The organism is Pseudomonas saxonica (assembly GCF_007858365.1).
GTDB classification, from domain to species: Bacteria; Pseudomonadota; Gammaproteobacteria; order Pseudomonadales; family Pseudomonadaceae; genus Aquipseudomonas; species Aquipseudomonas saxonica.
This window is the reverse complement of the sequence record NZ_VFIO01000005.1, coordinates 185383-210455: the sequence shown is the minus strand read 5'-3', so window position 1 is coordinate 210455 and position 25073 is coordinate 185383. Positions and strand designations below refer to the sequence as shown.

Sequence of the window (25073 nt, the reverse complement as noted above, 5' to 3'; positions counted from 1 at the left end):
CTAAGCTTTTGAACAGCCCCTCCGGGAGCTGGACTAATCAAGAGACACCCATTCACCCACCTGCTGAAGGAGTCACGAAATGGCTTGGACTAAACCTGCTTACACCGACCTGCGTATTGGCTTTGAAGTCACCATGTACTTCGCAAGCCGTTGATCTGTTTTGGCTCTTCCATAGAGAGCTGAGCAGAGCAACCCAACGCCTCGGTTCGCCGGGGCGTTTTTATTTCCAGATTTGCAAGAGAACACGCCATGTTTGTCCAGATTTTAGGTTCCGCCGCTGGCGGTGGTTTCCCGCAGTGGAACTGTAACTGCGTCAACTGCGCGGGTTTTCGCGATGGCACGCTGAACGCCAAGGCACGCACCCAGTCATCGATTGCCATCTCCGATGACGGCGTCAACTGGGTACTGTGCAACACCTCGCCCGACATCCGTGCGCAACTGCAGAGCTTTGCCCCGATGCAACCGGGCCGCGCTCTACGGGATACCGGGATCAGCGCCATCATTTTGATGGACAGCCAGATCGATCACACCACCGGCCTTTTGAGCCTGCGAGAAGGATGCCCGCACGATGTGTGGTGTACCGACATGGTGCATGAAGACCTCAGCACCGGCTTCCCGCTGTTCAACATGCTCAAGCACTGGAACGGCGGCCTGAACTGGCACCGTATTGAGCTGGAAGGCTCATTCACCATCCCCGCCTGCCCGAACCTGCGCTTCAGCCCGTTGCCTTTGCGCAGCGCCGCGCCGCCGTACTCGCCGCACCGCTTCGACCCGCATCCGGGCGATAACATCGGCCTGATCGTTGAAGACCTGCGTACCGGCGGCAAACTGTTCTACGCACCGGGCCTGGGCAAAGTCGATGCGCCGTTGCTGGAAATCATGGCCGGCAGCGATTGCCTGCTGGTGGACGGCACGATGTGGGACGACGATGAAATGCAGCGCCGTGGCGTTGGCACACGCACTGGCCGTGAAATGGGTCATCTGGCCCAAAACGGCCCCGGCGGCATGCTCGAAGTGCTCGAACAATTGCCTGAGCAGCGCAAGGTGCTGATTCATATCAACAACACCAACCCGATCCTCGATGAAGACTCTGCCGAGCGCGCCGAACTGGCCCGCCGGGGTGTTGAAGTCGCCTTTGATGGCATGAGCATCGAGCTGTAAACAAAACGATTCGTAGCAGCTGCCGCAGGCTGCGTCCGGTTGCGAAGCAATCGTAGAAAGGCATATCCGGGTTTAACTGATAAACCGCGCGGTCTGATTTCAGGACGGCTTTGCCGCCCAACGCAGCCTTCGGCAGCTGCTACGAAGGCAAAACCAATTAATTTGGAGGCACCATGACCCAAGCCCCACTCTCCACCGCCGAATTCGAAGCAGCCCTGCGCGCAAAAGGCGCGTATTACCACATCTATCACCCGTATCAGGTGGCGATGTATGAAGGCCGTGCGACCCGCGAGCAGATTCAGGGCTGGGTCGCCAACCGCTATTACTATCAGGTCAACATCCCGCTTAAAGACGCCGCCATCCTCGCCAACTGCCCTGACCGGGAAGTGCGCCGCGAGTGGATTCAACGCATGATCGACCACGACGGCGCTCCCGGTGAAGACGGCGGCATCGAAGCCTGGCTGCGATTGGGGCAAGCCGTTGGCCTGGACCCGGATCAACTGCGCTCTCAGGAACTGGTCCTGCCGGGCGTTCGTTTTGCGGTGGACGCCTACGTCAACTTCGCCCGTCGCGCCACCTGGGAAGAAGCCGCCAGCAGCTCGCTCACCGAAATGTTCGCGCCGCAGATTCACCAGTCACGACTGGACAGCTGGCCGCAGCATTACCCGTGGATCGATCCGGCCGGTTATGAGTATTTCCGCACGCGTCTGGGCCAAGCCCGCCGCGACGTCGAACATGGTCTGGCGATCACTTTGCAGCACTACACCACCTACGAAGGCCAGCAGCGCATGCTGGAAATTCTCCAATTCAAACTGGACATTTTGTGGAGCATGCTCGATGCCATGACCATGGCCTACGAGCTGGATCGCCCGCCTTATCACAGCGTGACCGACCAACGTGTCTGGCACAAAGGAATCACCCTATGAGCTTCGATCGCAGCAAAATCCCGACCTGGCGCCCCGGCTACCGCTTTCAATACGAGCCAGCGCAAAAAGGCCACGTGCTGCTATACCCCGAAGGCATGATCAAACTCAACGACAGCGCAGCCTTGATCGGTGGACTGATTGATGGCCAGCGCGACGTTGCCGCTGTCATCGGCGAACTGGACAAACAGTTCCCCGGCGTACCCGAGCTCGGCGCAGACATCGAGCAATTTATGGAGGTCGCTCGTGCAGAGCACTGGATCGAACTTGCCTGAGAGCCCGATGGCGCTGCCACCCAAACCCGAAGTGGGTCTGCCGCTGTGGCTGCTGGCCGAGCTGACGTATCGCTGCCCGCTGCAATGCCCGTACTGTTCCAACCCGCTGGACTTTGCCCAGCAAGGCAAAGAGCTGACGACTGAACAGTGGATCAAGGTGTTTCGCGAAGCCCGGGAAATGGGCGCAGCGCAGTTGGGCTTCTCCGGCGGCGAACCCCTGGTGCGCCAGGACTTGGCCGAATTGATCGCAGAAGCCCGCAAACTGGGTTTCTACACCAACCTGATTACCTCGGGCATTGGCCTCACCGAGCAAAAAATCAGCGATTTCAAAAAAGCCGGGCTGGACCATATCCAAATCAGCTTCCAAGCCAGCGACGAGCAGGTCAATAACCTGCTGGCCGGCTCAAAAAAAGCCTTCGCGCAAAAGCTCGAAATGGCCCGCGCCGTCAAAGCCCACGGCTATCCGATGGTGCTGAACTTTGTGACCCATCGGCACAATATCGACAAGATCGACCGCATCATCGAGCTGTGCATCGCCCTTGAAGCCGACTTCGTGGAACTTGCCACCTGCCAGTTCTACGGCTGGGCACAGCTGAACCGCGTCGGCTTGCTGCCGACCAAAGAACAGCTTGTCCGGGCCGAGCGCATCACTAACGAATACCGGGCCAAACTTGAAGCCGAAGGGCATCCCTGCAAGCTGATATTTGTCACCCCTGACTATTACGAAGAACGCCCAAAAGCCTGCATGAACGGCTGGGGCAGTATCTTTTTGACAGTCACCCCTGACGGCACAGCGCTGCCGTGCCACGGCGCACGGCAAATGCCGGTCGAGTTCCCCAACGTGCGCGACCACAGCATGCAGCACATTTGGTACGACTCGTTTGGCTTCAACCGTTTTCGCGGTTATGACTGGATGCCCGAGCCTTGCCGCTCGTGTGACGAAAAAGAAAAAGACTTCGGCGGCTGTCGTTGTCAGGCCTTTATGCTCACGGGCGATGCCAGTAACGCAGACCCTGTGTGCAGCAAGTCGCCACAGCATGACCTGATTCTCAAGGCGCGCGAAGAAGCTGAGCACGCCACTCAGACCATCGAACAACTGGCCTTCCGAAATGAACGAAACTCCCGTCTCATCGCCAAAGGCTGAACCTTTCAGCGCCGCACTCGCCGTCGCCGCGGGGATCGATTTCGCCGAGTTGCGGGTCGGCTCTGCTGGCCTGTTCTGGAATGAATACCGGCCCCAGGACGCGGCTTGCCGCCTCTGGCACTGGAGCGATGGCCAGGCCCACTGCCTGACGCCTGCGGGCTTCAGCGTGCGCAGCCGAGTGTACGAATATGGCGGCGGCGCCTTCTGCCTGAGCGATGACGGTGTGGTGTTCGTCAATGAGGCCGATCAGCAACTGTATCGTCAGGCACTCGATGGCAGCGCACCACAGGCGCTGACCACGGGGACGTGCCGCTATGGCGATGTGCAATGGTCTGACGGACGGGTAATGGCGGTCGAAGAACAGGCCGATCAGCACCGGCTGGTCAGCATTCATGCCAGTACCCTTGAGCGTCAGGTACTGGCCGAGGGCGCTGACTTCTACGCAGCGCCAACCTTGAGCCCGGACGGTCAGCGTCTGGCCTGGATCGAATGGAGCCGACCGCACCAGCCCTGGACCGCCACACGCCTGATGCTGGCCGAAGGGCAAATCGACGGTCAGTGGAATGCCGCTCACTGTATCGCGGGCGACTTAAGCGAAGAGTCGCTGCAACAGCCACGCTTTGACGAACACAATCGTCTGCATAGCCTTACCGACCGGGCGGGCTTCTGGCAGCCTTGGGCTGAGTCCGGCGAAGGGCTTGTTCCTGCCCCCGCCAGCGCCGCCGATCATGCGCCTGCACCTTGGCAATTAGGGGCCAGCACCTGGTTACCGCTGGGCGAGCAGAGCTATCTGGCCAGTTGGACAGAAGCCGGATTCGGACACCTGGGTCTGCGTTTAGCCGACGGTACCGTTGAAGACTTCACGGGAGAGTACAGCCGCTTCCGTAGCCTGGCGCTGGATGAAACGTTCATCTATTGCATTGCTGCATCGCCCATCAGCCCCTCGGCCGTCATCGCCATTCGTCGCAGCGACAAACACATGAGCGTTCTGGCCGGCGGCGTTGCGCCTCTGCCTGCCGATCAGATCAGCTACCCGCAAACCCTGCATTACCCTTCTGCGGGCGGCGAGGCACACGGCTTTTTCTACCCGGCAATGAACGTACAGGGTGCGCCGCCGCTGGTGGTGTTTATACACGGCGGCCCTACCTCGGCCTGCTACCCGATGCTCGACCCACGTATTCAGTACTGGACGCAGCGCGGCTTTGCCGTGGCCGATCTGAACTATCGCGGCAGCACCGGTTATGGCCGCGCCTATCGCCAAGCGTTGCACCTGAAATGGGGCGAAGTGGATGTAGAAGACGCTTGCGCCGTTGTCAGTCATCTCGCAGCGCAGGGTTTGATTGATGCCAGCAACGCCTTTATTCGCGGGGGTAGCGCGGGGGGATACACCACCTTGTGCGCCTTGGCATTCAAGAACGTGTTCCGTGCAGGGGCCAGCCTTTACGGCGTCAGTGACCCTGTTGCTTTGGCCAGGGCTACCCATAAGTTCGAAGGCGATTACCTGGACTGGCTGATCGGCGACCCGCAACGCGACGCCGAACGTTATGCAGCCCGCACGCCTTTGCTACACGCCGATAAAATCCGCGTGCCGGTGATTTTCTTTCAAGGTGAGTTGGACGCAGTGGTTGTGCCGCAGCAGACCCGCGACATGGTCAAGGCACTGCAAGACAACGGCATTCCGGCTCAAGCGCATTACTACCCGGACGAACGCCACGGCTTTCGAAAGGCCAGTAATCAGGCTCACGCGCTGGAGCAGGAATGGTTGTTTTATTGCAATGTCATGCAAAACCGGTAGCCGCTGCCGCAGGCGGTCTTATCGTTTAGCGATGATGTAAACCGCGTGCACAACGCCCGGGATATAACCACAGAGGGTCAACAGAATATTCAGCCAGAATGCACCGGCGAAACCCACTTGTAGAAACACACCCAGTGGTGGAAGCAGGATGGCGATGATGATTCTTATAAAGTCCATATTTTCAGCTCCCCAAAATAAAGTGGGCTCATTCAAGCCCGACCGTTAGTCGACTCCGGGCGCGGTTAAAAGGTTCAGTGCCAACTTATCCCCAGGCAAAAAAAACGCCCCATGCCGAAAGAAACAGGCATGGGGCGCGCGGGATACCGCGAGACGGTTCGTTAAATTCTGTGGAGTGGGTGCGATCAGACCGCAACCCCTCGACGGCACTGCAATTGCGCAGTGCGAACGCGGGCAAAGGCCCGGGCCAGACGCAGCAGCATCTCGTCAATATTGCCTTTGCTGACGCACAGCGCAGGCGTAAAACGCAAGCAGTCAGGCTGCGGAGCGGTGATCAGCAAGCCCTCATACAAGGCCGCCTTGACCACGGCATCTGCCGAGTTGTCTGACAGGGTCAAACCCCAGAGCAAACCTTGGCCGCGCAGTTCACCCTGTGCATAACTATTGGCCAGGCGACCCAGTCCTTCACGCAGGTGATGACCGGCTTCGCGAACGTCTTGCAGGAAGTTCTTTTCCAGCAGCGTGTCGAGCACGGCAACCCCGGCGGCGGTCATCAAGGCATTGCCATGATGGGTGCCGCCCAACTCACCCGGCTCCAGGCAACACGCCTTGCCTCGCGCCAGCAATGCCGCCAATGGCACGCCGCCGCCCAAGCCTTTGCCCAAGGTCACAATATCGGCTCGTACGCCGTAATTTTGCTCCGCCAGCAGGGTGCCGCAACGACCCATACCGGTTTGTACTTCATCGAGAATCAGCAAGATGCCCAATTCTCGACAGAGCCGCTCTACGCCCTTGAGGTAATGCTCGGTGGCAGGAATCACCCCGGCTTCACTCTGCACAGGCTCCAGCATGATCGCCACGGTCTGCGCATCAACCGCCGCATGCAACGCGGGCAAGTCATTGAACGGCACATTGATAAAGCCCGGCAGTTGCGGCTCGAAACGGTTATCGAACGTGCCGCTGCCAGAAGCCGACATCGCGCCAAAACTGCGGCCGTGGCAGCTGCGGGTTGCCGTGATGATGCGATGAGCGCCACCGCGATGCAGCTGGCCCCACTTACGCGCCAGCTTGATCGCGCCTTCGTTGGCTTCAGCCCCTGTGTTCAGAAAATGCACCTGATCGCTGCCCGTGCTTTCACACAGGCGCTGGGCCAAGGTCAACATGGCACGGTTATAAAAACCGGCTCCCGGGTTCATCAACGACTGTGTCTGATCGGCCATCGCCTTGATCAACACCGCGGGACTGTGCCCCAGACTGTTCACCGCACCACCCTGCGTGAAGTCGAGATAGGCGCGGCTGTCGCTGTCCCACATCCAGGAGCCCTGACCGCGCACAAAGACCTGCGCCGGGCGCTCTACGCTGGGCATCAGATAGTTGACTGGCATAGAGGTGCTTTCTGGTGGACGCACAGCAACAGCCGCCAGTTGATCAAGACTGGACGTTTGACGACGCAGGTTAAACAGGTTCATGCACGCAGACCTTGTGACCATAAGCAGAGTTAATATGCAACTGTCCTGGTTCTAGCAGGAGCCTTTAACCTCTAACGGGTTTTCAGCTGCGCCTATGTAAAAGAACCTGTTTCAGGTCTTGGATATCAGACCATTCGGCTCGATCAGCCCAGCGCAATGGGCGTAGACTAGGGGGCAACGGCCTTTTCAGCCATTTCGATTTTTAAGCATTTTCGATAAGTATTACTTATGGATTTCAAGCAACTGCGTTATTTCGTCGCGGTCTATGAAGAAGGCCACGTAGGCCGTGCTGCCGAACGCCTTTCAATCTCGCAGCCAGCCCTGTCCCAGCAGATCCGCCAACTCGAACATAACCTTGATGTCAGCCTGTTTGAGCGCAGCAGTAAGCGCCTGCTGCCGACCCTTGCGGCCCACACGCTGTACAACCACGCGTTGCCACTGCTCGACGGTTTGCAACGAACCAAAGAAGCGCTCAGCAATTTCCGGGGTCAGGCGTTGCGCACCCTGGCGATTGGCGTCTTGCAAACCGTGCACACCAGTTTGGTGCCACAGATGCTGGAACGGGTACGCAAGGCCCAGCCTCATTTAGTGGTGCAGATTTACGAGCTGACCGGCATCGAGATTGAACGACGCCTGCTCAATGGCACGCTGGATATAGGCATCAGCTACCTGCCGCCCCGTCAGGGCGGACTGCACGGCTTGGTGTTGTATGAAGACGAACTGCAATTGGTGATACCGGCTGATCATCCACTGCGTGAATTCAAGAAGGTGTCTGTGACACAGGCTGCAGAGCTGCCAATGCTGTTGTTGGGGGAAGAGTTCCAGGTGCGACAAATCTGGAAAAACCAATTGGCCAGCTTAGGCCGTCGCCCCCAGGTGCAGGCTGAATTGAACACAATGGCGGGGATTCTCGAAAGTTTGCCGCACACCAAGCTGGCTACAGTGCTACCGGGCCGCTCTCGTCATGAACATGATAACCAGGCACTCCTCTGGAAACCCCTGAGTGAGCCGCGTGTACCGCTGACGGTAGGGCTGGTGTGTCGCGATGTGCAACGCCAGCAAGCCACACTGGGGCTACTGCGCACACTGCTTGAAGACGTGATGCATGACAAAGAAGGTGTGTTGTAGGCGCTGCTTAGGGCCGTCCTAATTGCGCACACCGGTTTTACGACGACCTTGTCGCCGCTTCGGCAGATATTTCTGGCGCGCAAAAAAGAAAACCCCGCCGAGGCGGGGTTTTACAGACTGTTTCCCTGACATCCATTTCACTCCGCCGTCCTGGCAGAATCCTACGTGTCCGTGTTGTTTCTTTGAGCTTCCTGCTCTACGTCCATGGCAATCAGATTACCTGTGGATCCAATCTGGGGATATGGGAGATTGGCAGTGCGTAATGTAAGCAAATGCTTACATTGTGGTAAACATTTTAAAAATGTGATTCATCCAACAGATAAAGCGACTCGCTGCCAGCCCTTACTGAAGCACTCAAGGAGTGAATACGCGGCAGCAAACGGGCGAAGTAGAAACGCGCAGTACCCAGCTTGCTGACGTAAAAATCCCCATCGGACTCTTTGCCCACTGCAGCTTTCGCCATCATTGCCCACATGTAGGCATACGCGGTGTAACCAAAAACGTGCAGGTACTCAACCGAAGCTGCACCGATTTCATTCGGGTTGTTTCCCGAGCGATCCAGTACCCAGGCTGTCAAGGCGTCAAGTGTGTCCAGAGCTGAGGCCAAGGGTTGGGTGAACTCGCTCAAGTCGCTGTGGGACGAGGCGATAAACTGACGAATTTCGTCGGCAAATAAACGGTAATAAGCCCCGCCATTGGCCACAACCTTGCGACCGACCAGATCCAGCGCCTGAATACCGTTGGTGCCTTCGTAGATTTGCGTGATGCGCACATCGCGCACCAATTGTTCCTGGCCCCATTCGCGAATATAGCCATGCCCACCAAAGATTTGCTGGCCATGCACCGTTGTTTCCAGACCAAGGTCCGTCAGGAAAGCCTTGGCCACCGGCGTCAATAACGCCACCAGCGCATCCGCGCGCTCACGCGCCGCCGGGTCTTCACTGAACTTGGCGATATCCAGTTGGTTGGCCACATAGGTCGAAAAGGCACGACCGCCTTCGTTGCTGGCTTTCATGGTCAGCAACATGCGACGCACATCGGCGTGGACAATGATCGGGTCAGCCACTTTGTCTTTGGCTTGAGCGCCGGTTGCTGCGCGACCTTGCAACCGGTCGCGGGCGTATTCCACGGCGTTCTGATACGAACGCTCACCCGAGGCCAGCCCCTGAATGCCAACGCCCAGACGTTCGTAGTTCATCATGGTGAACATCGCCGCCAAACCACGGTTAGGCTCGCCGACCAGATAACCCACCGCTTCGTCGAAGTTCATCACACACGTTGCCGAGGCCTGAATCCCCATCTTGTGTTCGATAGAGCCACAGGTGACCGTGTTACGCGCACCCAGGCTGCCATCGGCATTCACCATGAACTTGGGCACCAGAAACAACGAAATGCCTTTCGGGCCTGCCGGGGCATCTGGCAGTTTGGCCAGCACCAGGTGGATGATGTTTTCGGTGAGATCGTGTTCGCCACCGGTGATAAAAATCTTGGTGCCGCTGACTTTATAAGAACCGTCTGCCTGCGGCTCAGCCTTGGTGCGGATGATCCCCAGATCAGTACCGGCATGAGGCTCAGTCAGGCACATGGAGCCTGCCCATTCGCCTGAGTACATGTTCGGCAAGTAAGTCGCTTTTAATTCTTCGCTGGCGTGGGCATTGATCGACACGCACGCGCCGGAGGTCAGCATCGGATACAAGCCGAATGCCAGGCTGGAGGAATTAATCATTTCTTCGACTTGGGCCGATACCGACTTGGGCATGCCCATGCCGCCGAACTCAGGGTTACCGCCCACCCCCACCCAACCGCCTTCGGCGTAGGTTCTATACGCGTCGACAAAACCGGCAGGCGTTGTGACCACGGTGTCTTGCCAATGACAGCCTTCTTCGTCCCCACTGCGGCTCAAGGGTGCAATGCTTTTGGCCGTTACCTTGCCTGCTTCTTCAAGAATGGCTTCTACCGTTTCAGCATCAACAGACTCTGCCAATGCAGGCAGTTGCGCCCAAAGAGAAGCAACCTCAAAGACTTCATTGAGGACGAAGCGCATATCGCGCAGGGGCGCTTTGTAATCAGCCATGGCAAACCTCGTGATAGTTAAACGGTAAAGCCCTAAACGGACCGTTGTGCGAAGGTAGCAGTCTAGCTTAACGACGATAGCGATACATAGGGTCAAGCCGTGACTATTAATTAAAACCCAGTCACAACCCTGTGGTCGCTGCTAGCCAAAAAAAAGCCGCGTCCCCCGAAGGAGAAGCGGCTTTTGCAGATCAAGCGCCGGAGCTTAGTAGCCCAGGTCGAAATCTTCTTCTTTCATGTCCATCAGGTTGGCAGCACCCGACAGCATGGTCGCAACGTGTGCACGGGTGCGCGGCAAGATGCGCTGGAAGTAGAAGCGCGCCGTTTGCAGCTTGGCTTTGTAGAAGGCTTCTTCCGAAGTGCCTGCAGCCAGTTTTTCAGCCGCCAGGCGGGCCATGTCAGCCCAGAAGTACGCCAGGCACGCATAACCGCAATACATCAGGTAATCGACGGAGGCAGCACCCACTTCTTCACGGTTTTTCATCGCCGCCATACCGACCTTCATGGTCAGCTCGCCCCATTCCTTGTTCAGTGCAGCCAGCGGGGTGACGAACTCCTGAACAGCTTCGTTGCCTTCGTTGTTCTGGCAGAATTTGTGCACGATCTTGGTGAAACCTTTCAGGGCTTCGCCTTGGGTCATCAGCACTTTACGGCCGAGCAGATCGAGAGCCTGAATGCCGGTGGTGCCTTCGTACAGCATCGAAATACGGCTGTCGCGTACGTTCTGCTCCATGCCCCACTCAGCGATAAAGCCGTGGCCGCCGTAGATTTGGACGCCGTGGTTAGCGGACTCAAAACCGACTTCAGTCATGAATGCTTTAGCGATAGGAGTCATGAAGGCCAGCAGTGCGTCGGCTTTCTTCTTCTCTTCTTCATCAACACCGTACTTGACGATGTCAACTTGCTTGGCGGTGAAGTAAACCATCGCGCGGTTGCCTTCGGCGAACGCCTTGGTGGTCAACAACATGCGGCGTACGTCTGGGTGAACGATGATCGGGTCAGCGGCCTTTTCAGGGGCTTTAGGGCCGGTCAACGAACGCATCTGCAAGCGATCACGGGCGTATTTCAGACCGCCCTGGAAGGCGATTTCCGCATGAGACAGACCTTGCAGGGCAGTGCCCAGACGCGCGGTGTTCATGAAGGTGAACATGCAGTTCAGGCCTTTGTTCGGCGGGCCGATCAGGAAACCGGTGGCGCCGTCAAAGTTCATCACGCAGGTGGCGTTACCGTGAATGCCCATTTTGTGCTCAAGGGAGCCACAGGACACGGCATTGCGCTCACCCAGGCTGCCATCGGCATTGGCATTGAACTTGGGCACGATAAACAGCGAGATACCTTTGGTGCCCGCCGGTGCATCAGGGAGGCGAGCCAATACGATATGGACGATGTTGTCAGCCATGTCGTGTTCACCGGCCGAGATGAAAATCTTGGTGCCGGATATTTTGTAAGAGCCATCAGCCTGAGGTTGGGCTTTGGTGCGCAGCAGGCCCAGATCGGTACCGCAGTGCGATTCGGTCAGGCACATGGTGCCGGTCCATTCGCCGGTAACCAGCTTGCTCAGGTAGGTCTCTTGTTGTTCAGGGGTGCCGTGCTCGGAGATGGTGTTCATCGCACCATGAGACAGGCCAGGGTACATGCCCCACGACCAGTTGGCCGCGCCGACCATTTCGCTCACGGCCAGGCCCAAAGACTCAGGCAAGCCTTGGCCGCCATGCTCTACGTCGTGAGCCAGACTTGGCCAGCCGCCTTCAACATATTGCTTATAGGCTTCTTTGAAGCCGGTCGGGGTTTTAACACCGGACTCGCTCCAGGTGCAGCCTTCAATGTCACCCACGCGGTTCAGAGGTGCCAACACCTGCTCACAGAACTTGGCGCCTTCTTCAAGAATGGCGTCAACCGTATCTGGAGTAGCGTCCTGGCAAGCCGGCAGGCTTTGATAATGCGCTTCGTAACCGAGCAGTTCGTCACGAACGAAGCGAATATCACGCAAGGGGGCCTTGTAATCAGGCATAGCGATAAACCTCTGCTGATGAAACCTTGGATGAACAACCGCGTGGATTTGTTATAGCGGTCAAACAGGTGTTTGAAACATACGTTTACGCCTATTTATTGTCAAGCAGCGCGATGCCGCCGTTCGTCTCGGATATCAGAATGAAGGCGTCGAAAAAAGCTGTAGCCGCTGGCGCAGGCTGCGTCCGGCGACGGTGTCGTCGTAAACCCAATGCCTGCGATTTGTCAGATAGATGGAAGGCTCAGGGTTTACGATCGCATTGCAATCGGAGGCAGCGGCTACGGGTGAAAGACGGGTTAGTCCAGCAAATCCAGTTGCAGATGCTCAGCCACCGCTTTGGCGCTGGCGGACTTCAAACGCGGCACGCGACCCAAACACGGTGCAGGCAAGCGCTCAGCTAACGTGGCGAGGTTTTCTTCAAGGCGTGAGGTCTTCGGGTCAATAATATTAGCCACCCAGCCGGCCAGTTGCAGGCCGTCTCGGGCGATGGCTTCAGCGGTCAGCAAGGCATGACTGATGCAGCCCAGGCGCACACCCACCACCAGAATGACCTGTAAATTCAGCGCTTGGGCCAAGTCCGACAAACTGTCTTGTCCGGACAGCGGCACGCGCCAACCGCCTGCGCCCTCTATGAGGGTAAACTGCGCCTGCTTGTCCAAAATGGCCTGCATGGGGACGAGCAGCGAGTTTACGGTGAGCGTCACACCCACTTCGCGTGCAGCAATATGCGGCGCAATGGCCGGCTCAAAGGCCACTGGATTCACTTCGTTGTAAGTCAGCGGTATCGAACATTCGGCCATCAGCGCCAACGCATCGGCATTGCGCAGCCCCTTGGACGTATCTTCACAGCCTGAGGCCACCGGCTTGCCGGCTGCCGTGGTCAGCCCGGCTTCGCGGGCGGCAAACAACAACCCGGCAGCCACCGTGGTCTTGCCCACATCGGTGTCGGTGCCTGTAATGAAGTACGCTGGGTTCATCGCGTTTTCTCCAAAATGCCGTAAACCACCTGATAGGTTGCCGGTAGCCCTAAAGGCTGCCGAAATTGCTCATACGCGCCCACCAACTTCTGAATACGTGCCCGAGTGGTCAAGCCTTCCGGACGCCCAGGATTGAGGTTGTGCGCCCCCAATGCTTTGAGTTCATGGGTCAGTTGGCGTACTTGCGGGTAGTGCAGCACATGGGGCTGAATCTGCAAGCCGAGCACCTTCAAATGGCTGTCGGCGCAGACCCGTTGATAGGTTTCAAGCTCGCGAAAACGATTGACGTGGACCTGCCCGTCCACGGCCCGCCAGCTGTCTCGCAGCTCACCCAACGTGCCGACACACAAACTGGAAAAGGCCAGCACGCCGCCCGGTCTGAGCACACGATGCGCCTCGCTGAGCACAGCGTTGAAATCAGCACACCACTGCAGCGCCAGACTGGAAAAAATCAAATCGCAACTGCTGTCTTGAAGGGGCAGGCATTCGGCGTCACCGGCAATAAAGTGCTGCGCCCCGCCCAACGGCCGCGCGTAAGACAACATACCTTGGGCGATATCCAGCGCCAGCCCTTGACTATCCACAAAATGCTCATTTAAAGCGCGGCTGAAATACCCCGTGCCACACCCCAGATCCAGCCAGCGCTCAGGCACGAAGTCTGCAGGCAGGCGGGCGATCAACTCATGACCCACAGCACGTTGCAACTCCGCTACTCGGTCGTAGCTGCTTGCCGCACGGGAAAATGAAACCGCTACCTGACGCTTGTCAGGCAAATGATTGGCCAAGTTCGCACTATTCAAATCAGTCATCACCCAACTCATGTAAAAAAGCCTGAATCGCCGCCGCCAATTCGTGGGGTGCTTCCAGTAAAAAGGCATGGGAGGCCTGCTCAATCAGGCCCACTTCGACATCCGGCAACAACGCCAGCACCTGCGTCGCTACTGTTTCTGGCACCAGCGCATCCAACCCGGCGAACAGGTGCAATTGCGGCCCGTTGAAGGCCTGCAAGGCTGCACGCGTATCCAGCCGGCCCAACAATTCAAGCGCCGCCACCAGCTTATTGCGCGGCACTGTGGGGGCACCGGCCAGCAGTAAATCGGCAAGCTTGCGCGCATCCACAGCGCCTTGGCTGCACAACCGGCAGAAGCGTTTCAAAAGTGTATTGGGGGCGTCCTGAAAGCTGCTCAGGAACGTGTCGAAAGTGGCGACAGGCATCGCACCGGGCCAATCGTCACGGCAAACAAAATTCGGATTACTGGCCAAAGTCACCAGCCCACAGCAACGGTCGCCTCGCCGTGCGGCCAACTCACTGGCCAGCATCCCGCCCAGGGACCAACCTCCCAGCCAGACGTTGTCGGGCAGTGTGGCATCCAGCTCGTCGAGCCAGTCGTTCAGCGTGGCCGAATCCAGCATCGGCAGCGGCTCGATTTCCACCCGCAGGTGTTCGTCCAGGCCACGTAATGCCGACGCCAAGGGTTCCAGAGGTGAAACCCCCAAGCCCCAGCCCGGTAACAGAATCAAGCGATCACGCATCGTCAAACTCCAGCTCGCGCCAACAGTCGTCCAGTACTGATAACAGTAGCTGCACCTGTGCTTCTGTGTGCGCAGCGGACAAGGTGACACGCAAGCGCGCGCTGCCTGCCGGTACCGTTGGCGGGCGAATCGCTGTCACCAATACGCCACACCCACGCAGCCTCTGCGACAGAAGCAGCGCCCGGGCACTGTCACCCATCAGGATGGGCTGGATCGGCGTAAAACTGTCCATCAGTTGCAATCCGATTTGCTCAGCACCTCGGCGAAACTGCTGTATCAAGCGATTCAAGTGCTCGCGCCGCCAGTGTTCAGTGCGCAACAGCTCAAGGCTTTTAAGCGTGGCGCACGCCAAGGCGGGTGGTTGGCTGGTGGTGTAGATGTAGGGCCGGGCGAACTGAATCAGGCTTTCGATCAGTTCCTCACTGCCCGCCACAAACGCGCCGCTGGTACCAAAGGCTTTGCCCAAGGTCCCCATGAGGACCGGCACCTGCGCCACGCTCAAGCCGAAATGTTCGACAACTCCGCCACCCTTGGCGCCCAAAGCGCCAAAACCGTGAGCATCATCGACCATCAGCCACGCGTCTTTCGCTTTGGCTTCGCGGGCCAAGGCAGGCAGGTCGGCCACATCGCCGTCCATGCTGAATACGCCGTCAGTGACCACCAGCGTATTGCCACATGCCTTGGCCAGACGGGTGGCCAGGCTGGCCGCGTCGTTATGCAAATAGCGATTGAACCGTGCACCGCTCAACAAGCCTGCGTCCAGCAAGGACGCATGGTTGAGACGGTCTTCGAGCACCGTGTCGCCCTGCCCCACCAGCGCGGTCACTGCGCCCAGATTGGCCATATAGCCATTACTGAACAACAGCGCACGCGGGCGGCCGGTAAATTCGGCCAGCGCTTCTTCGAGTGCGTGATGCGGGGTGCTGTGGCCGATGACCAAGTGCGATGCACCGCCGCCTACGCCCCAGCGCGCTGCACCGTTTTGCCAAGCCTCGATCACCTGAGGATGATTGGCCAAACCGAGGTAGTCGTTATTGCAAAAAGCCAATAAAGGCTGGCCGTCGACCACCACCTGTGGCCCCTGCGGGCTGTCGAGCAAGGGGCGATGACGGTACAAATGGTCGGCACGACGCGCAGCCAGACGGGCGTTCAGATCAAAAGACATGCTGGCCTCGATAAGCGTTGCGTAGCCACTGCCGCCGGTGCGTCAGTGGCTACGGTAATAGCGGGTTAAACCGCAGCGTCGTAGAACTGCTCGCTGGATTTCTGATCCCGCAGCGCATGCTCAATGGCTGCCTGATGAACCTCGTCGGCGTGGTCCTCATGGGCTTCAGGCAAGATGCCCAGACGCGCAAACAGCTGCATGTCCTTGTCGGCCTGCGGGTTGCTGGTGGTGAGTAATTTGTCACCGTAGAAAATCGAGTTGGCACCCGCCAGAAATGCCAGCGCCTGCATTTGCTCGTTCATCGCCTCGCGCCCGGCGGACAAGCGAACATGGCACAGCGGCATCATGATTCGAGCCACCGCCAACATGCGGATAAAGTCGAACGGATCAACGTCCTCGGCGTTTTCCATCGGTGTGCCGGCCACTTTCACCAGCATATTGATGGGCACCGACTCTGGATGCTCAGGCAGGTTAGCCAGCTGGATCAACAGATTGGCGCGGTCATCCAGCGACTCACCCATGCCCAGAATCCCGCCGGAGCATATTTTCATGCCCGCATCGCGCACATAGCTCAGGGTCTGCAAGCGCTCGCTGTACGTGCGAGTGGTGATGATTGAGGTATAGAACTCTGGCGAGGTGTCGAGGTTATGGTTGTAGTAATCGAGCCCCGCACCTGCCAGGGCCGCGGTTTGCTCCTGATCGAGCTTGCCCAGCGTCATGCAGGTTTCCAGGCCCAGCGCTTTCACCCCTTTGACCATTTCCAGCACATAGGGCATGTCTTTGGCTGAGGGATGCTTCCAGGCCGCGCCCATGCAGAAACGCGTAGCGCCGATGTCCTTGGCTCGCTGTGCTTCTTCAATCACCTTTTGCACCTGCATCAACTTCTCTTTGGCCAGGCCCGTGTTGTAGTGGCCCGACTGCGGACAATATTTACAATCTTCCGGGCAGGCGCCGGTTTTAATCGAAAGCAGCGTTGAAACCTGCACCCGGTTGGCATCGAAATGCGCGCGGTGAACGGTCTGCGCCTGAAATAACAGGTCATTGAACGGCTGAACAAACAGTGCACGGACTTCGGCTAAAGACCAATCGTGTCGCACGTTGGCAAAGGTGCTGGCGCTCATCGGCGTTTCTCTTGTTTATGCTGGACTTGATCCTGAGGCAATCGCCCCAGGCACGGCACGGATGCCCGGCATGTTTAAGGATGCGACATGAACTGTCAACCACATTGGATAAGAGTGGTTTACAAGTGGTTATTTAATGATCAGTACTGTTTATTGTGTGATGAGCGTACCGACACCTCACTGGCCGTATGCACAGCCTGCGAGTTCGAACTGCCCTGGCTCAATGAATGCTGCCAGCAATGCGCCTTGCCCCTGCCGAAAACGGACATGAGCTGCGGCTACTGCCTCAAACAACCTCCCGCCTTCGAACGTGTGCATGCCCCCTGGTTTTATGGCTTTCCCATTGACACTTTGATCGTTCGTTTCAAGCACAACAGTAAGTGGCCCTACGGACGACTTTTAGCCGAACTTCTAGGCCAATCGCTGCTTGATCACTTCAATGCCGGCAATCAAAAGCCCGACTTCCTGTTGCCGGTGCCCTTGTCCATTCAACGCCTGCGCCAGCGCGGCTATAACCAGGCGGCAATGCTCGCGGGCTGGCTCAGTCAGGCAGTGGCAATCCCTTGTCACGAACAGTGGTTAGTTCGCATCCAGGACACACCGGCACAGCAAGAACTGGATGCTAAAACCCGTAAACGTAACTTGTTGAATGCATTTTGCCTGGCCTCAGACGCACGGGTTCAGGGCGCTCATGTGGCGTTGGTGGATGATGTGCTGACGACCGGCGCCACAGCACAAAGTTTGGCGCTGTTGTTGCGCAAGGCCGGTGCACGGCGGGTGGATGTGTATTGCCTGGCCCGCACGGCAAAGTCCGAGGGGCCATCACAATCGCGGCTTCGCGAGCGGTGAAACATTCCTGTCATACCGGCTGATTAAGGTGACTGCAAAAATCGTCTAAAGCCGAGACTGCCATGAACCTATTAGAAGAAGACCAACCCACCGACCTTGAGCAGCTCATCGGCCTCAGCCGACGTGGTTTTATCGGCGCCGGTGCCCTGTGCGGGGCGGCCCTGTTTTTAAGCGGCGGGCTGCTCAGCCGCAGCGCGCTGGCAGCCAGTGTCAGCGCAGCTTCCAGCCAGTTACTGGGTTTTGACAGCATCAAGGCCGCGACCACCGATAGCATCAGCTTGCCGCCTGGCTATCGCTCATCGGTGCTGATCAGTTGGGGCCAGCCCCTGCACATCGACGGCCCGGCCTTTGACCCCAGCGGCAAAGGCACGGCCAGCGCGCAAGAAGTCCAGTTCGGCGACAACAATGACGGCATGAGTCTGTTCGCCTTCCCTGATGACCCCAACCGCGCCTTGATGGCAATCAACAACGAATACACCAACTATCGCTACCTGTACCCCCATGGCGGCATGCCCACCTCTCTTGAAGAGGTGCGCAAAGCTCAGGCCAGCGAGGGAGTGTCTGTCATTGAAATTCAGCGTAAGGGGTCAGGGTGGCAGTTTGTGCAGAACTCGCCCTTCAACCGCCGCATACACGGCAATACGCCGATCCGCCTCAGCGGCCCGGCTGCAGGCCACGCCTTGTTGCGCACGCCAGCCGACAACACAGGCACCCGTGTGCTGGGAACCTTCCAGAACTGCGCCAACGGTAAAACACCTTGGGGCACTTACCTGACCTGCGAAGAAAACTTTACCGATTGTTTTGGCAGCACCGATCACAAACAAAGCTTCAACGCTGCACAGAAACGGTACGGCGCGGTAGGCACCAGCAAAGAGATCAACTGGCACCCCCACGATCCGCGCTTCGATTTGGCGGTCAATCCAAATGAGTTGAATCGCCATGGTTGGGTCGTAGAAATCGATCCGTTCGATCCGCACTCCACCCCGGTAAAACGCACGGCGCTAGGCCGCTTCAAGCATGAAAACGCTGCCCTTGCGCAAACCCGGGACGGCCGCGCAGTGGTCTACATGGGCGATGATGAACGTGGCGAATTCATTTACAAGTTCATCAGCCGCGACAAAATTGATCACGCGAACCCCAAGGCCAATCGCGACTTGCTGGATCACGGCACGCTCTACGTTGCCCGCTTTGACGATGGTGACAAAAACCCCGATCGCCCCAAAGGCAAAGGCCTGTGGGTTGAATTGAGTCACGGTAAAAACGGCCTGGACGCCAGCAACAACCTAACCAGTCAAGCCGAAGTACTGATTAATGCTCGTCTGGCCGGTAGCATTGTCAACGCCACGCGGATGGATCGCCCGGAGTGGATTGTGGTCAGTCCCAAGGACGGCCAGGTGTATTGCACCCTGACCAACAACGCCAAGCGCGGCGAAGACGGGCAACCCGTCGGCGGCCCCAACCCGCGAGAAAAGAACGTCTACGGGCAGATTCTGCGCTGGAAAGCACACAACGGCGATCACAGTGCAGACACCTTCGATTGGGATCTGTTTGTGGTCGCAGGCAATCCGGTGGTTCACGCTGACCAACCAAAAGGAGGCTCGGCCAATATCACCCCGCACAACATGTTCAACAGCCCCGACGGCTTGGGCTTTGACGATGCCGGACGTTTGTGGATCCTGACCGATGGCGACGCCAGCAACAGCGGCGACTTTGCCGGTATGGGCAATAACCAGATGCTCTGTGCCGACCCTGACAGCGGGGAAATTCGCCGCTTTATGGTCGGCCCTGTCGGCTGTGAGGTGACGGGCATCAGCTTTTCTCCGGATCAGAAAACCCTGTTCGTCGGCATCCAGCACCCGGGCGAAAACGGCGGCTCAACCTTCCCGGAACACCTGCCCAACGGTAAACCCCGCTCCTCGGTGATGGCCATCAGCCGTGAAGACGGCGGTATCGTCGGCACCTGACCCTCGCCAACTCCGGCATTAAGTCGCCGCCCCGCGACCGGTCTGCGCTAACATGCATGGCCGGACGCGGCAGCCTGCTGCGCGCAGGAGTCAGCATGTCTCATCCGTTTGCAACACTTACCCCAGATCTGGTGCTCGACGCCGTCGAAAGCATCGGTTTCCTCAGCGATGCCCGCGTGCTCGCACTCAATAGCTACGAAAATCGCGTGTACCAAGTCGGCATCGAAGACTCGGAACCGCTGATTGCCAAGTTCTATCGGCCTCAGCGCTGGACCAACGAAGCGATCCTTGAAGAACACCGTTTCACCTTCGAACTGGCCGACTGTGAAGTCCCGGTCGTTGCCCCCATGATTCACAACGGCGAGAGCCTGTTTGAGCATGCAGGTTTTCGCTTTACCCTGTTTCCTCGCCGGGGTGGCCGTGCGCCTGAGCCTGGCAATCTCGACCAGCTGTATCGCCTCGGGCAACTGCTGGGCCGCTTACACGCGGTAGGTGCGACCAAACCGTTCGAGCACCGCGAAGCGCTGGGCGTGAAAAACTTCGGCCACGACTCATTAACCACGTTGCTCGAAGGCAACTTCATTCCGCGCAGCCTGCTCCCGGCCTACGAATCAGTGGCCCGTGACCTGCTAAAGCGTGTAGAAGACGTGTACGCCGCCACACCGCACACCAACATCCGCATGCACGGTGACTGCCACCCCGGCAACATGATGTGCCGCGACGAGGTGTTCCATATCGTCGACCTGGACGACTGCCGCATGGGGCCTGCAGTGCAGGATTTATGGATGATGCTCGCCGGCGACCGCCAGGAATGCCTGGGCCAATTGTCCGAACTGATGGACGGTTACAGTGAGTTTCACGATTTCAACCCGCGAGAACTGGCGCTGATCGAACCGCTGCGCGCATTGCGCCTGATGCATTACAGCGCCTGGCTGGCTCGCCGCTGGGACGACCCGGCGTTCCCCCATAGCTTCCCGTGGTTTGGCACCGAACGGTATTGGGGCGATCAGATATTGGCCTTGCGCGAACAATTGTCGGCGCTCAATGAAGAGCCGTTAAAGCTGTTTTAACACCACGCCCCGTAGCAGCTGCCGTAGGTACGAGGCTGCTTGCGGCGGCGTAGCCGTCGTAAAATCAGCTCACTGGGACTCTGAAAATCAGGAACTCAGTATTTACGGTCGCTGCGCAATCGTACGCAGCTACTGAAATATTTATAAACAAGGACCCCTGCATGCAAACCGCCAACCCGCGTCGCGGGTACATTTTAGGCCTCAGCGCCTATGTCATCTGGGGACTGTTCCCGCTCTACTTCAAACTTCTGGCCAGCGTACCGGCGGCCGAGATCATCGTTAATCGGGTGCTCTGGTCCGCCCTGTTCGGCTCCTTGATGCTGCTGGTGTGGAAACACCCCGGCTGGTGGCAAGAGTTGCGCGACAACCCTAAGCGCCTCGCAGTACTGACCCTCAGCGGCCTGCTGATTGCAGTCAACTGGCTGACCTACGTGTGGGCCGTGAACAATGACCGCATGCTCGAAGCCAGCCTCGGCTACTACATCAACCCGCTGGTGAACGTGTTACTGGGCATGCTGCTGTTGGGTGAGCGTCTGCGCCGCCTGCAATGGCTGGCCGTGGGCCTGGCAGTGATCGGCGTGGCCCAGCAAGTGTGGCAAGTCGGTAGCCTGCCTTGGGTTTCACTGGTGCTGGCGCTGAGCTTTGGTTTTTACGGGCTGATTCGCAAACAAGCGCCGGTCAAAGCCTTGCCGGGGTTGGTGATCGAAACCTGGATTCTGGTGCCCATTGCCATTGTCTGGTTGCTGATACACCCCGAAGCCAACAGCGCACACGCCGACTTCTGGGGCACCTCTGAAGCCTGGCTGCTGGTGGCTGCTGGCCCCGCTACCTTGATTCCGCTGGTGTGTTTCAATGCTGCGGCGCGGCATTTGCCCTACACCACGTTGGGCTTTATGCAATACATCGCGCCTACGCTGGTATTGATTCTGGCAGTGACGGTGTACGGCGAGCATTTGTCGGCGAGTACCCTGATTGCCTTTATGTTTATTTGGGCCGGTCTGGTGGTGTACAGCATTGATGCGTGGTTGACCCTGCGCCGACGCTAATCCTCGGTGTTCAGCTTGAGTTCAACCAGTAACTCATCTGCCAGGGCTTCGAGACTCTTTTGCAACACCTCCAGCGAGTGCGTCAGCGGCACCGCCAAAATGGCTTCAGCGTGAAACAGCGGCTCGTTGCTCATGGGCGCGGGCCGCACATCCGTCACCAACCGCTCCAGATTGATCCCTTGCTGGGTCAGCACCCGCGAAATATCGCGCACGATGCCGGGGCGGTCATTGCCGACCAGCTCCATGGCGATGGGCTTCCAGGTGCAGGATTGCTCGATGCCACTTTCGGCGAACATCACCTGAATCCCTTCCAGATGCTTTAACGCGTCCAGCAGCTCTTCGTAAGTTTCGGCTGGCACACCCACGCGCAAAATCCCGGCAAACTGCCCGGCCATGCGCGACATGCGGCTTTCCAGCCAGTTCCCGCCATGGGCGGCGATGCAGTCAGCAATGCGCTCGACCTGCCCCGGTTTGTCCGCAGCAAAGACCGTAATCACGAGATGATTCATGGCTGGACTCTCTTATTAAGGGTCGGTTGAGTATAGGCCGCCTTCCACTACCTGTAGCCGCTGCCGCAGGCTGCGATAAGGTCCGCAGAACCTTCACCGGCACTCAGCCCATCACAGGCTCGTTGCTGCGTATCGAAATGCGCCAGAACACAAAATTGTGTACTGTTTTTAGAATTATCTGGAACAACCTGTGTATTTCTTGAGAACATCCTGTTCTTCTGCGTGACCGATAGCGTAAAAATGGTCGCAGAACGACGTGATCAGTCTGATTTTCACATCGCCAATTGATCATGTAGTATGCCTCGGCAAGCACTACATAACTGGCAACACCGCCCGCCAAGGCGTCTGTTTTAACCCGCACGACCCCGCAAGCACGAGCTAACGCAGTGTCAGGCTTTAAATAAAAATGAGTGAGGCAAGCAATGACTGAACACGTTCACGTCGGTGGCCTGCAGGTCGCCAAAGTCCTGTTCGACTTCGTCAACAACGAAGCCATTCCCGGTACCGGCCTCGACGCCGACCAGTTCTGGGCCGGTGCCGACAAGGTTATCCATGACCTGGCCCCCAAGAACAAAGCACTGCTCGCCAAACGCGATGATTTGCAGGCGCGGATCGACGCCTGGCACCAGGCTCAGGCCGGCAAGGCCCATGACGCCGTGGCTTACAAAGCCTTCCTGCAAGACATTGGCTATTTGCAGCCAGAAGCGGCCGATTTCCAGGTAACGACGCAAAACGTCGATGACGAAATTGCCCGTATGGCTGGCCCACAGCTGGTGGTGCCGGTCATGAATGCACGCTTTGCCCTCAACGCCTCGAACGCCCGCTGGGGTTCGCTGTACGACGCGCTATACGGCACCGACGCGATCAGCGAAGCCGATGGCGCTGAAAAGGGCAAAGGCTACAACAAGGTGCGCGGCGACAAGGTGATTGCCTTCGCCCGTGCTTTCCTCGACGAAGCAGCACCGCTGGCTCAAGGGTCTCACGTTGATTCAACCGCCTACGCCATCATCGGCGGTGCCTTGCAGGTCACCCTCAAAGACGGCGCCAGCACTGGCCTGCGCGACACCGCACAACTGATCGGCTACCAGGGTGATGCGGCGGCACCCACCGCCGTGTTGATCAAACACAACGGCCTGCATTTTGAAATCCAGATCGACGCGGCCAGCCCGGTCGGCCAGACCGATGCCGCCGGCGTCAAAGACGTGCTGATGGAAGCAGCCCTGACCACCATCATGGACTGTGAAGACTCCGTCGCCGCTGTCGATGCTGACGACAAGGTGGTGATCTATCGCAACTGGCTGGGCCTGATGAAAGGCGACCTCAGCGAGCAGGTGTCCAAAGGTGGCCAGACCTTTACCCGCACCATGAACCCGGATCGTGAATACACCGCGCCCAACGGTGGCACGGTCAGCCTGCACGGCCGCTCGCTGTTGTTCGTGCGCAACGTGGGTCACTTGATGACCATCGACGCGATCCTCGACAAAGACGGTCACGAAGTCCCGGAAGGCATCCTCGACGGTCTGCTTACCAGCCTGGCCGCGATGCACAGCCTGAACGGCAAGGCCACGCGCAAAAATAGCCGCACCGGGTCGGTTTACATCGTTAAACCGAAGATGCACGGCGCAGAAGAAGCGGCGTTCACCAACGAGTTGTTTGGCCGCATCGAAGACGTGCTCACGCTGCCGCGCAACACGCTCAAAGTCGGCATCATGGACGAAGAGCGCCGCACGTCGATCAACCTCAAGGCGTGCATCAAAGCGGCCAGCGAGCGCGTAGTGTTTATCAACACCGGCTTTCTGGACCGTACCGGCGACGAGATTCATACCTCGATGGAAGCCGGCCCCATGGTACGCAAGGCCGACATGAAGTCCGAAAAATGGATTTCAGCCTACGAAAACAACAACGTGGATGTCGGCTTGAGCACGGGCCTGCAAGGGCGTGCGCAAATCGGTAAAGGCATGTGGGCCATGCCCGACCTGATGGCCGCCATGCTCGAACAAAAAATCGCTCATCCGCTGGCGGGTGCCAACACCGCCTGGGTGCCCTCGCCGACGGCCGCCGCCTTGCACGCGTTGCATTATCACAAGGTAGACGTGTTCGCCCGTCAGGCCGAACTGGCCAAGCGCGCTCATGCTTCGGTGGACGACATTCTGACTATCCCGCTGGCCGTGAACCCGCAATGGACGCCCGAGCAGATCCAGAACGAACTGGACAACAACTCCCAAGGCATCCTCGGTTACGTGGTGCGCTGGATCGATCAGGGCGTGGGCTGCTCCAAAGTGCCGGACATTCACGACATCGGCCTGATGGAAGACCGTGCCACGCTGCGTATTTCCAGCCAGCACATCGCCAACTGGCTGCGTCACGGCATTGTCAGCCAAAGCCAGGTGCTGGAAAGCCTAAAGCGCATGGCGCCGGTGGTGGACCGTCAAAACGCCAACGATGCGTTGTATCGTCCATTGGCACCGAACTTCGACAGCAACATCGCCTTTCAGGCGGCCGTCGAGCTGGTGATTGAAGGGACGAAGCAGCCGAACGGCTATACCGAACCGGTCTTGCATCGCCGTCGCCGTGAGTTCAAAGCTAAAAACGGGTTGTAATAGCGCAGCTCATTAAATGCCCCTCGCTGAGGGGCATTTTTTTGTCTGGATAATCCCTCAGACCTAAACGAGTGCAGTTCGTC

General features: G+C 58.2%; 22 protein-coding genes. 12 read left to right on the top strand and 10 right to left on the bottom strand.

All coding sequences use genetic code 11. The annotated features are described in order from the left end of the window. The first annotated feature begins 79 nt into the window (after positions 1–79). The 6 genes from pqqA (at position 80) to FJD38_RS14860 (ending at position 5298) form a co-directional block, all read left to right on the top strand. On the top strand, positions 80–154 hold the full coding sequence (gene pqqA / locus FJD38_RS14885) for a pyrroloquinoline quinone precursor peptide PqqA (RefSeq protein ID WP_003444522.1): 75 nt from the start codon (positions 80–82) through the stop codon (positions 152–154). A gap of 95 nt (positions 155–249) precedes the next feature. Next, positions 250–1161, top strand: a complete 912-nt coding sequence (pqqB, locus tag FJD38_RS14880; RefSeq protein WP_146385976.1) for a pyrroloquinoline quinone biosynthesis protein PqqB — start codon at positions 250–252, stop codon at positions 1159–1161. 173 nt (positions 1162–1334) lie between these two features. Next, the gene (gene pqqC / locus FJD38_RS14875; RefSeq protein ID WP_122784149.1) at positions 1335–2087 is read left to right on the top strand and encodes a pyrroloquinoline-quinone synthase PqqC; all 753 of its coding nucleotides are present in this window, start codon (positions 1335–1337) and stop codon (positions 2085–2087) included. Further along, positions 2084–2359 carry a pyrroloquinoline quinone biosynthesis peptide chaperone PqqD gene (gene pqqD / locus FJD38_RS14870; RefSeq protein ID WP_122784148.1) on the top strand — a complete coding sequence of 92 codons (276 nt, stop codon included), beginning with the start codon at positions 2084–2086 and terminating at the stop codon, positions 2357–2359. The genes pqqC and pqqD overlap by 4 nt, the downstream gene beginning before the upstream one ends. 7 nt (positions 2360–2366) lie before the next feature. After that, positions 2367–3503, top strand: a complete 1137-nt coding sequence (gene pqqE / locus FJD38_RS14865; RefSeq protein ID WP_167654274.1) for a pyrroloquinoline quinone biosynthesis protein PqqE — start codon at positions 2367–2369, stop codon at positions 3501–3503. Continuing rightward, on the top strand, positions 3469–5298 hold the full coding sequence (locus FJD38_RS14860; protein ID WP_146385974.1) for a S9 family peptidase: 1830 nt from the start codon (positions 3469–3471) through the stop codon (positions 5296–5298). The genes pqqE and FJD38_RS14860 overlap by 35 nt, the downstream gene beginning before the upstream one ends. A gap of 18 nt (positions 5299–5316) precedes the next feature. On the opposite strand, the gene FJD38_RS14855 is transcribed toward FJD38_RS14860, so the two are convergent. Together FJD38_RS14855 and FJD38_RS14850 are read right to left on the bottom strand one after the other, a co-directional pair. Beyond that, positions 5317–5475, bottom strand: coding sequence for a YqaE/Pmp3 family membrane protein (locus FJD38_RS14855; RefSeq protein WP_122784145.1), 159 nt, complete (start codon positions 5473–5475; stop codon positions 5317–5319). Positions 5476–5660: 185 nt separating this feature from the next. Then, positions 5661–6944: an aspartate aminotransferase family protein gene (locus FJD38_RS14850; RefSeq protein ID WP_146385972.1), complete on the bottom strand. Its 1284-nt coding sequence runs from the start codon at positions 6942–6944 to the stop codon at positions 5661–5663. 228 nt (positions 6945–7172) lie between these two features. On the opposite strand from FJD38_RS14850, the gene FJD38_RS14845 reads away from it, so the two are divergent. Beyond that, positions 7173–8072, top strand: a complete 900-nt coding sequence (locus FJD38_RS14845; RefSeq protein ID WP_122784143.1) for a LysR family transcriptional regulator — start codon at positions 7173–7175, stop codon at positions 8070–8072. Positions 8073–8367: 295 nt separating this feature from the next. Here FJD38_RS14845 and FJD38_RS14840 read toward each other — a convergent pair whose 3' ends face one another. The 7 genes from FJD38_RS14840 to bioB all read right to left on the bottom strand — a co-directional run bounded on the left by FJD38_RS14840 (position 8368) and on the right by bioB (position 16952). Further along, positions 8368–10146, bottom strand: coding sequence for an acyl-CoA dehydrogenase C-terminal domain-containing protein (locus FJD38_RS14840; protein WP_146385970.1), 1779 nt, complete (start codon positions 10144–10146; stop codon positions 8368–8370). Positions 10147–10350: 204 nt separating this feature from the next. Further along, positions 10351–12156, bottom strand: coding sequence for a phenylacyl-CoA dehydrogenase (locus FJD38_RS14835; protein ID WP_122784141.1), 1806 nt, complete (start codon positions 12154–12156; stop codon positions 10351–10353). Between the two features lie 296 nt (positions 12157–12452). Continuing rightward, positions 12453–13133 carry a dethiobiotin synthase gene (gene bioD, locus FJD38_RS14830; protein WP_146385968.1) on the bottom strand — a complete coding sequence of 227 codons (681 nt, stop codon included), beginning with the start codon at positions 13131–13133 and terminating at the stop codon, positions 12453–12455. Then, positions 13130–13942 (bottom strand): malonyl-ACP O-methyltransferase BioC, encoded by an 813-nt coding sequence (gene bioC / locus FJD38_RS14825; RefSeq protein WP_146385966.1) that lies wholly within the window; start codon positions 13940–13942, stop codon positions 13130–13132. The genes bioD and bioC overlap by 4 nt, the downstream gene beginning before the upstream one ends. Continuing rightward, on the bottom strand, positions 13935–14666 hold the full coding sequence (locus FJD38_RS14820; RefSeq protein ID WP_146385964.1) for an alpha/beta fold hydrolase: 732 nt from the start codon (positions 14664–14666) through the stop codon (positions 13935–13937). Before FJD38_RS14820 ends, bioC begins: the two co-directional genes overlap by 8 nt. After that, on the bottom strand, positions 14659–15831 hold the full coding sequence (gene bioF, locus FJD38_RS14815) for an 8-amino-7-oxononanoate synthase (protein ID WP_146385962.1): 1173 nt from the start codon (positions 15829–15831) through the stop codon (positions 14659–14661). The genes FJD38_RS14820 and bioF overlap by 8 nt, the downstream gene beginning before the upstream one ends. Before the next feature lie 65 nt (positions 15832–15896). Further along, positions 15897–16952 (bottom strand): biotin synthase BioB, encoded by a 1056-nt coding sequence (bioB, locus tag FJD38_RS14810; protein ID WP_146385960.1) that lies wholly within the window; start codon positions 16950–16952, stop codon positions 15897–15899. A gap of 87 nt (positions 16953–17039) precedes the next feature. Between bioB and FJD38_RS14805 the strand changes: the two genes are divergently transcribed. The 4 genes from FJD38_RS14805 (at position 17040) to rarD (ending at position 21881) form a co-directional block, all read left to right on the top strand. Then, entirely contained in the window at positions 17040–17801 is a 762-nt protein-coding gene (locus tag FJD38_RS14805) for a ComF family protein (protein ID WP_146385958.1), read from the top strand. Positions 17802–17863: 62 nt separating this feature from the next. Further along, positions 17864–19765 (top strand): PhoX family protein, encoded by a 1902-nt coding sequence (locus FJD38_RS14800; RefSeq protein ID WP_146385956.1) that lies wholly within the window; start codon positions 17864–17866, stop codon positions 19763–19765. 95 nt (positions 19766–19860) lie between these two features. Further along, positions 19861–20835, top strand: a complete 975-nt coding sequence (locus FJD38_RS14795) for a serine/threonine protein kinase (RefSeq protein WP_122784133.1) — start codon at positions 19861–19863, stop codon at positions 20833–20835. A gap of 161 nt (positions 20836–20996) precedes the next feature. Next, positions 20997–21881, top strand: a complete 885-nt coding sequence (rarD, locus tag FJD38_RS14790) for an EamA family transporter RarD (RefSeq protein WP_122784132.1) — start codon at positions 20997–20999, stop codon at positions 21879–21881. On the opposite strand, the gene FJD38_RS14785 is transcribed toward rarD, so the two are convergent. Further along, the gene (locus FJD38_RS14785; protein ID WP_122784131.1) at positions 21878–22390 is read right to left on the bottom strand and encodes a glycine cleavage system transcriptional repressor; all 513 of its coding nucleotides are present in this window, start codon (positions 22388–22390) and stop codon (positions 21878–21880) included. The two genes, rarD and FJD38_RS14785, sit on opposite strands and share 4 nt — an antisense overlap. A gap of 422 nt (positions 22391–22812) precedes the next feature. Between FJD38_RS14785 and FJD38_RS14780 the strand changes: the two genes are divergently transcribed. Beyond that, complete coding sequence (locus FJD38_RS14780; RefSeq protein WP_146385954.1) at positions 22813–24990, top strand: malate synthase G; 2178 nt, start codon at positions 22813–22815, stop codon at positions 24988–24990. Positions 24991–25073: the final 83 nt, after the last annotated feature.

Excerpts from the sequence above, each read along its gene's own strand:
- pqqB (WP_146385976.1), top strand. The coding sequence starts at position 250 with ATGTTTGTCCAGATTTTAGGTTCCGCCGCTGGCGGTGGTTTCCCGCAG.
- pqqC (WP_122784149.1), top strand. The coding sequence starts at position 1,335 with ATGACCCAAGCCCCACTCTCCACCGCCGAATTCGAAGCAGCCCTGCGC.
- pqqD (WP_122784148.1), top strand. The coding sequence starts at position 2,084 with ATGAGCTTCGATCGCAGCAAAATCCCGACCTGGCGCCCCGGCTACCGC.
- pqqE (WP_167654274.1), top strand. The coding sequence starts at position 2,367 with ATGGCGCTGCCACCCAAACCCGAAGTGGGTCTGCCGCTGTGGCTGCTG.
- FJD38_RS14860 (WP_146385974.1), top strand. The coding sequence starts at position 3,469 with ATGAACGAAACTCCCGTCTCATCGCCAAAGGCTGAACCTTTCAGCGCC.
- FJD38_RS14855 (WP_122784145.1), bottom strand. The coding sequence starts at position 5,475 with ATGGACTTTATAAGAATCATCATCGCCATCCTGCTTCCACCACTGGGT.
- FJD38_RS14850 (WP_146385972.1), bottom strand. The coding sequence starts at position 6,944 with ATGAACCTGTTTAACCTGCGTCGTCAAACGTCCAGTCTTGATCAACTG.
- FJD38_RS14845 (WP_122784143.1), top strand. The coding sequence starts at position 7,173 with ATGGATTTCAAGCAACTGCGTTATTTCGTCGCGGTCTATGAAGAAGGC.
- FJD38_RS14840 (WP_146385970.1), bottom strand. The coding sequence starts at position 10,146 with ATGGCTGATTACAAAGCGCCCCTGCGCGATATGCGCTTCGTCCTCAAT.
- FJD38_RS14835 (WP_122784141.1), bottom strand. The coding sequence starts at position 12,156 with ATGCCTGATTACAAGGCCCCCTTGCGTGATATTCGCTTCGTTCGTGAC.
- bioD (WP_146385968.1), bottom strand. The coding sequence starts at position 13,133 with ATGAACCCAGCGTACTTCATTACAGGCACCGACACCGATGTGGGCAAG.
- bioC (WP_146385966.1), bottom strand. The coding sequence starts at position 13,942 with ATGACTGATTTGAATAGTGCGAACTTGGCCAATCATTTGCCTGACAAG.
- FJD38_RS14820 (WP_146385964.1), bottom strand. The coding sequence starts at position 14,666 with ATGCGTGATCGCTTGATTCTGTTACCGGGCTGGGGCTTGGGGGTTTCA.
- bioF (WP_146385962.1), bottom strand. The coding sequence starts at position 15,831 with ATGTCTTTTGATCTGAACGCCCGTCTGGCTGCGCGTCGTGCCGACCAT.
- bioB (WP_146385960.1), bottom strand. The coding sequence starts at position 16,952 with ATGAGCGCCAGCACCTTTGCCAACGTGCGACACGATTGGTCTTTAGCC.
- FJD38_RS14805 (WP_146385958.1), top strand. The coding sequence starts at position 17,040 with ATGAACTGTCAACCACATTGGATAAGAGTGGTTTACAAGTGGTTATTT.
- FJD38_RS14800 (WP_146385956.1), top strand. The coding sequence starts at position 17,864 with ATGAACCTATTAGAAGAAGACCAACCCACCGACCTTGAGCAGCTCATC.
- FJD38_RS14795 (WP_122784133.1), top strand. The coding sequence starts at position 19,861 with ATGTCTCATCCGTTTGCAACACTTACCCCAGATCTGGTGCTCGACGCC.
- rarD (WP_122784132.1), top strand. The coding sequence starts at position 20,997 with ATGCAAACCGCCAACCCGCGTCGCGGGTACATTTTAGGCCTCAGCGCC.
- FJD38_RS14785 (WP_122784131.1), bottom strand. The coding sequence starts at position 22,390 with ATGAATCATCTCGTGATTACGGTCTTTGCTGCGGACAAACCGGGGCAG.
- FJD38_RS14780 (WP_146385954.1), top strand. The coding sequence starts at position 22,813 with ATGACTGAACACGTTCACGTCGGTGGCCTGCAGGTCGCCAAAGTCCTG.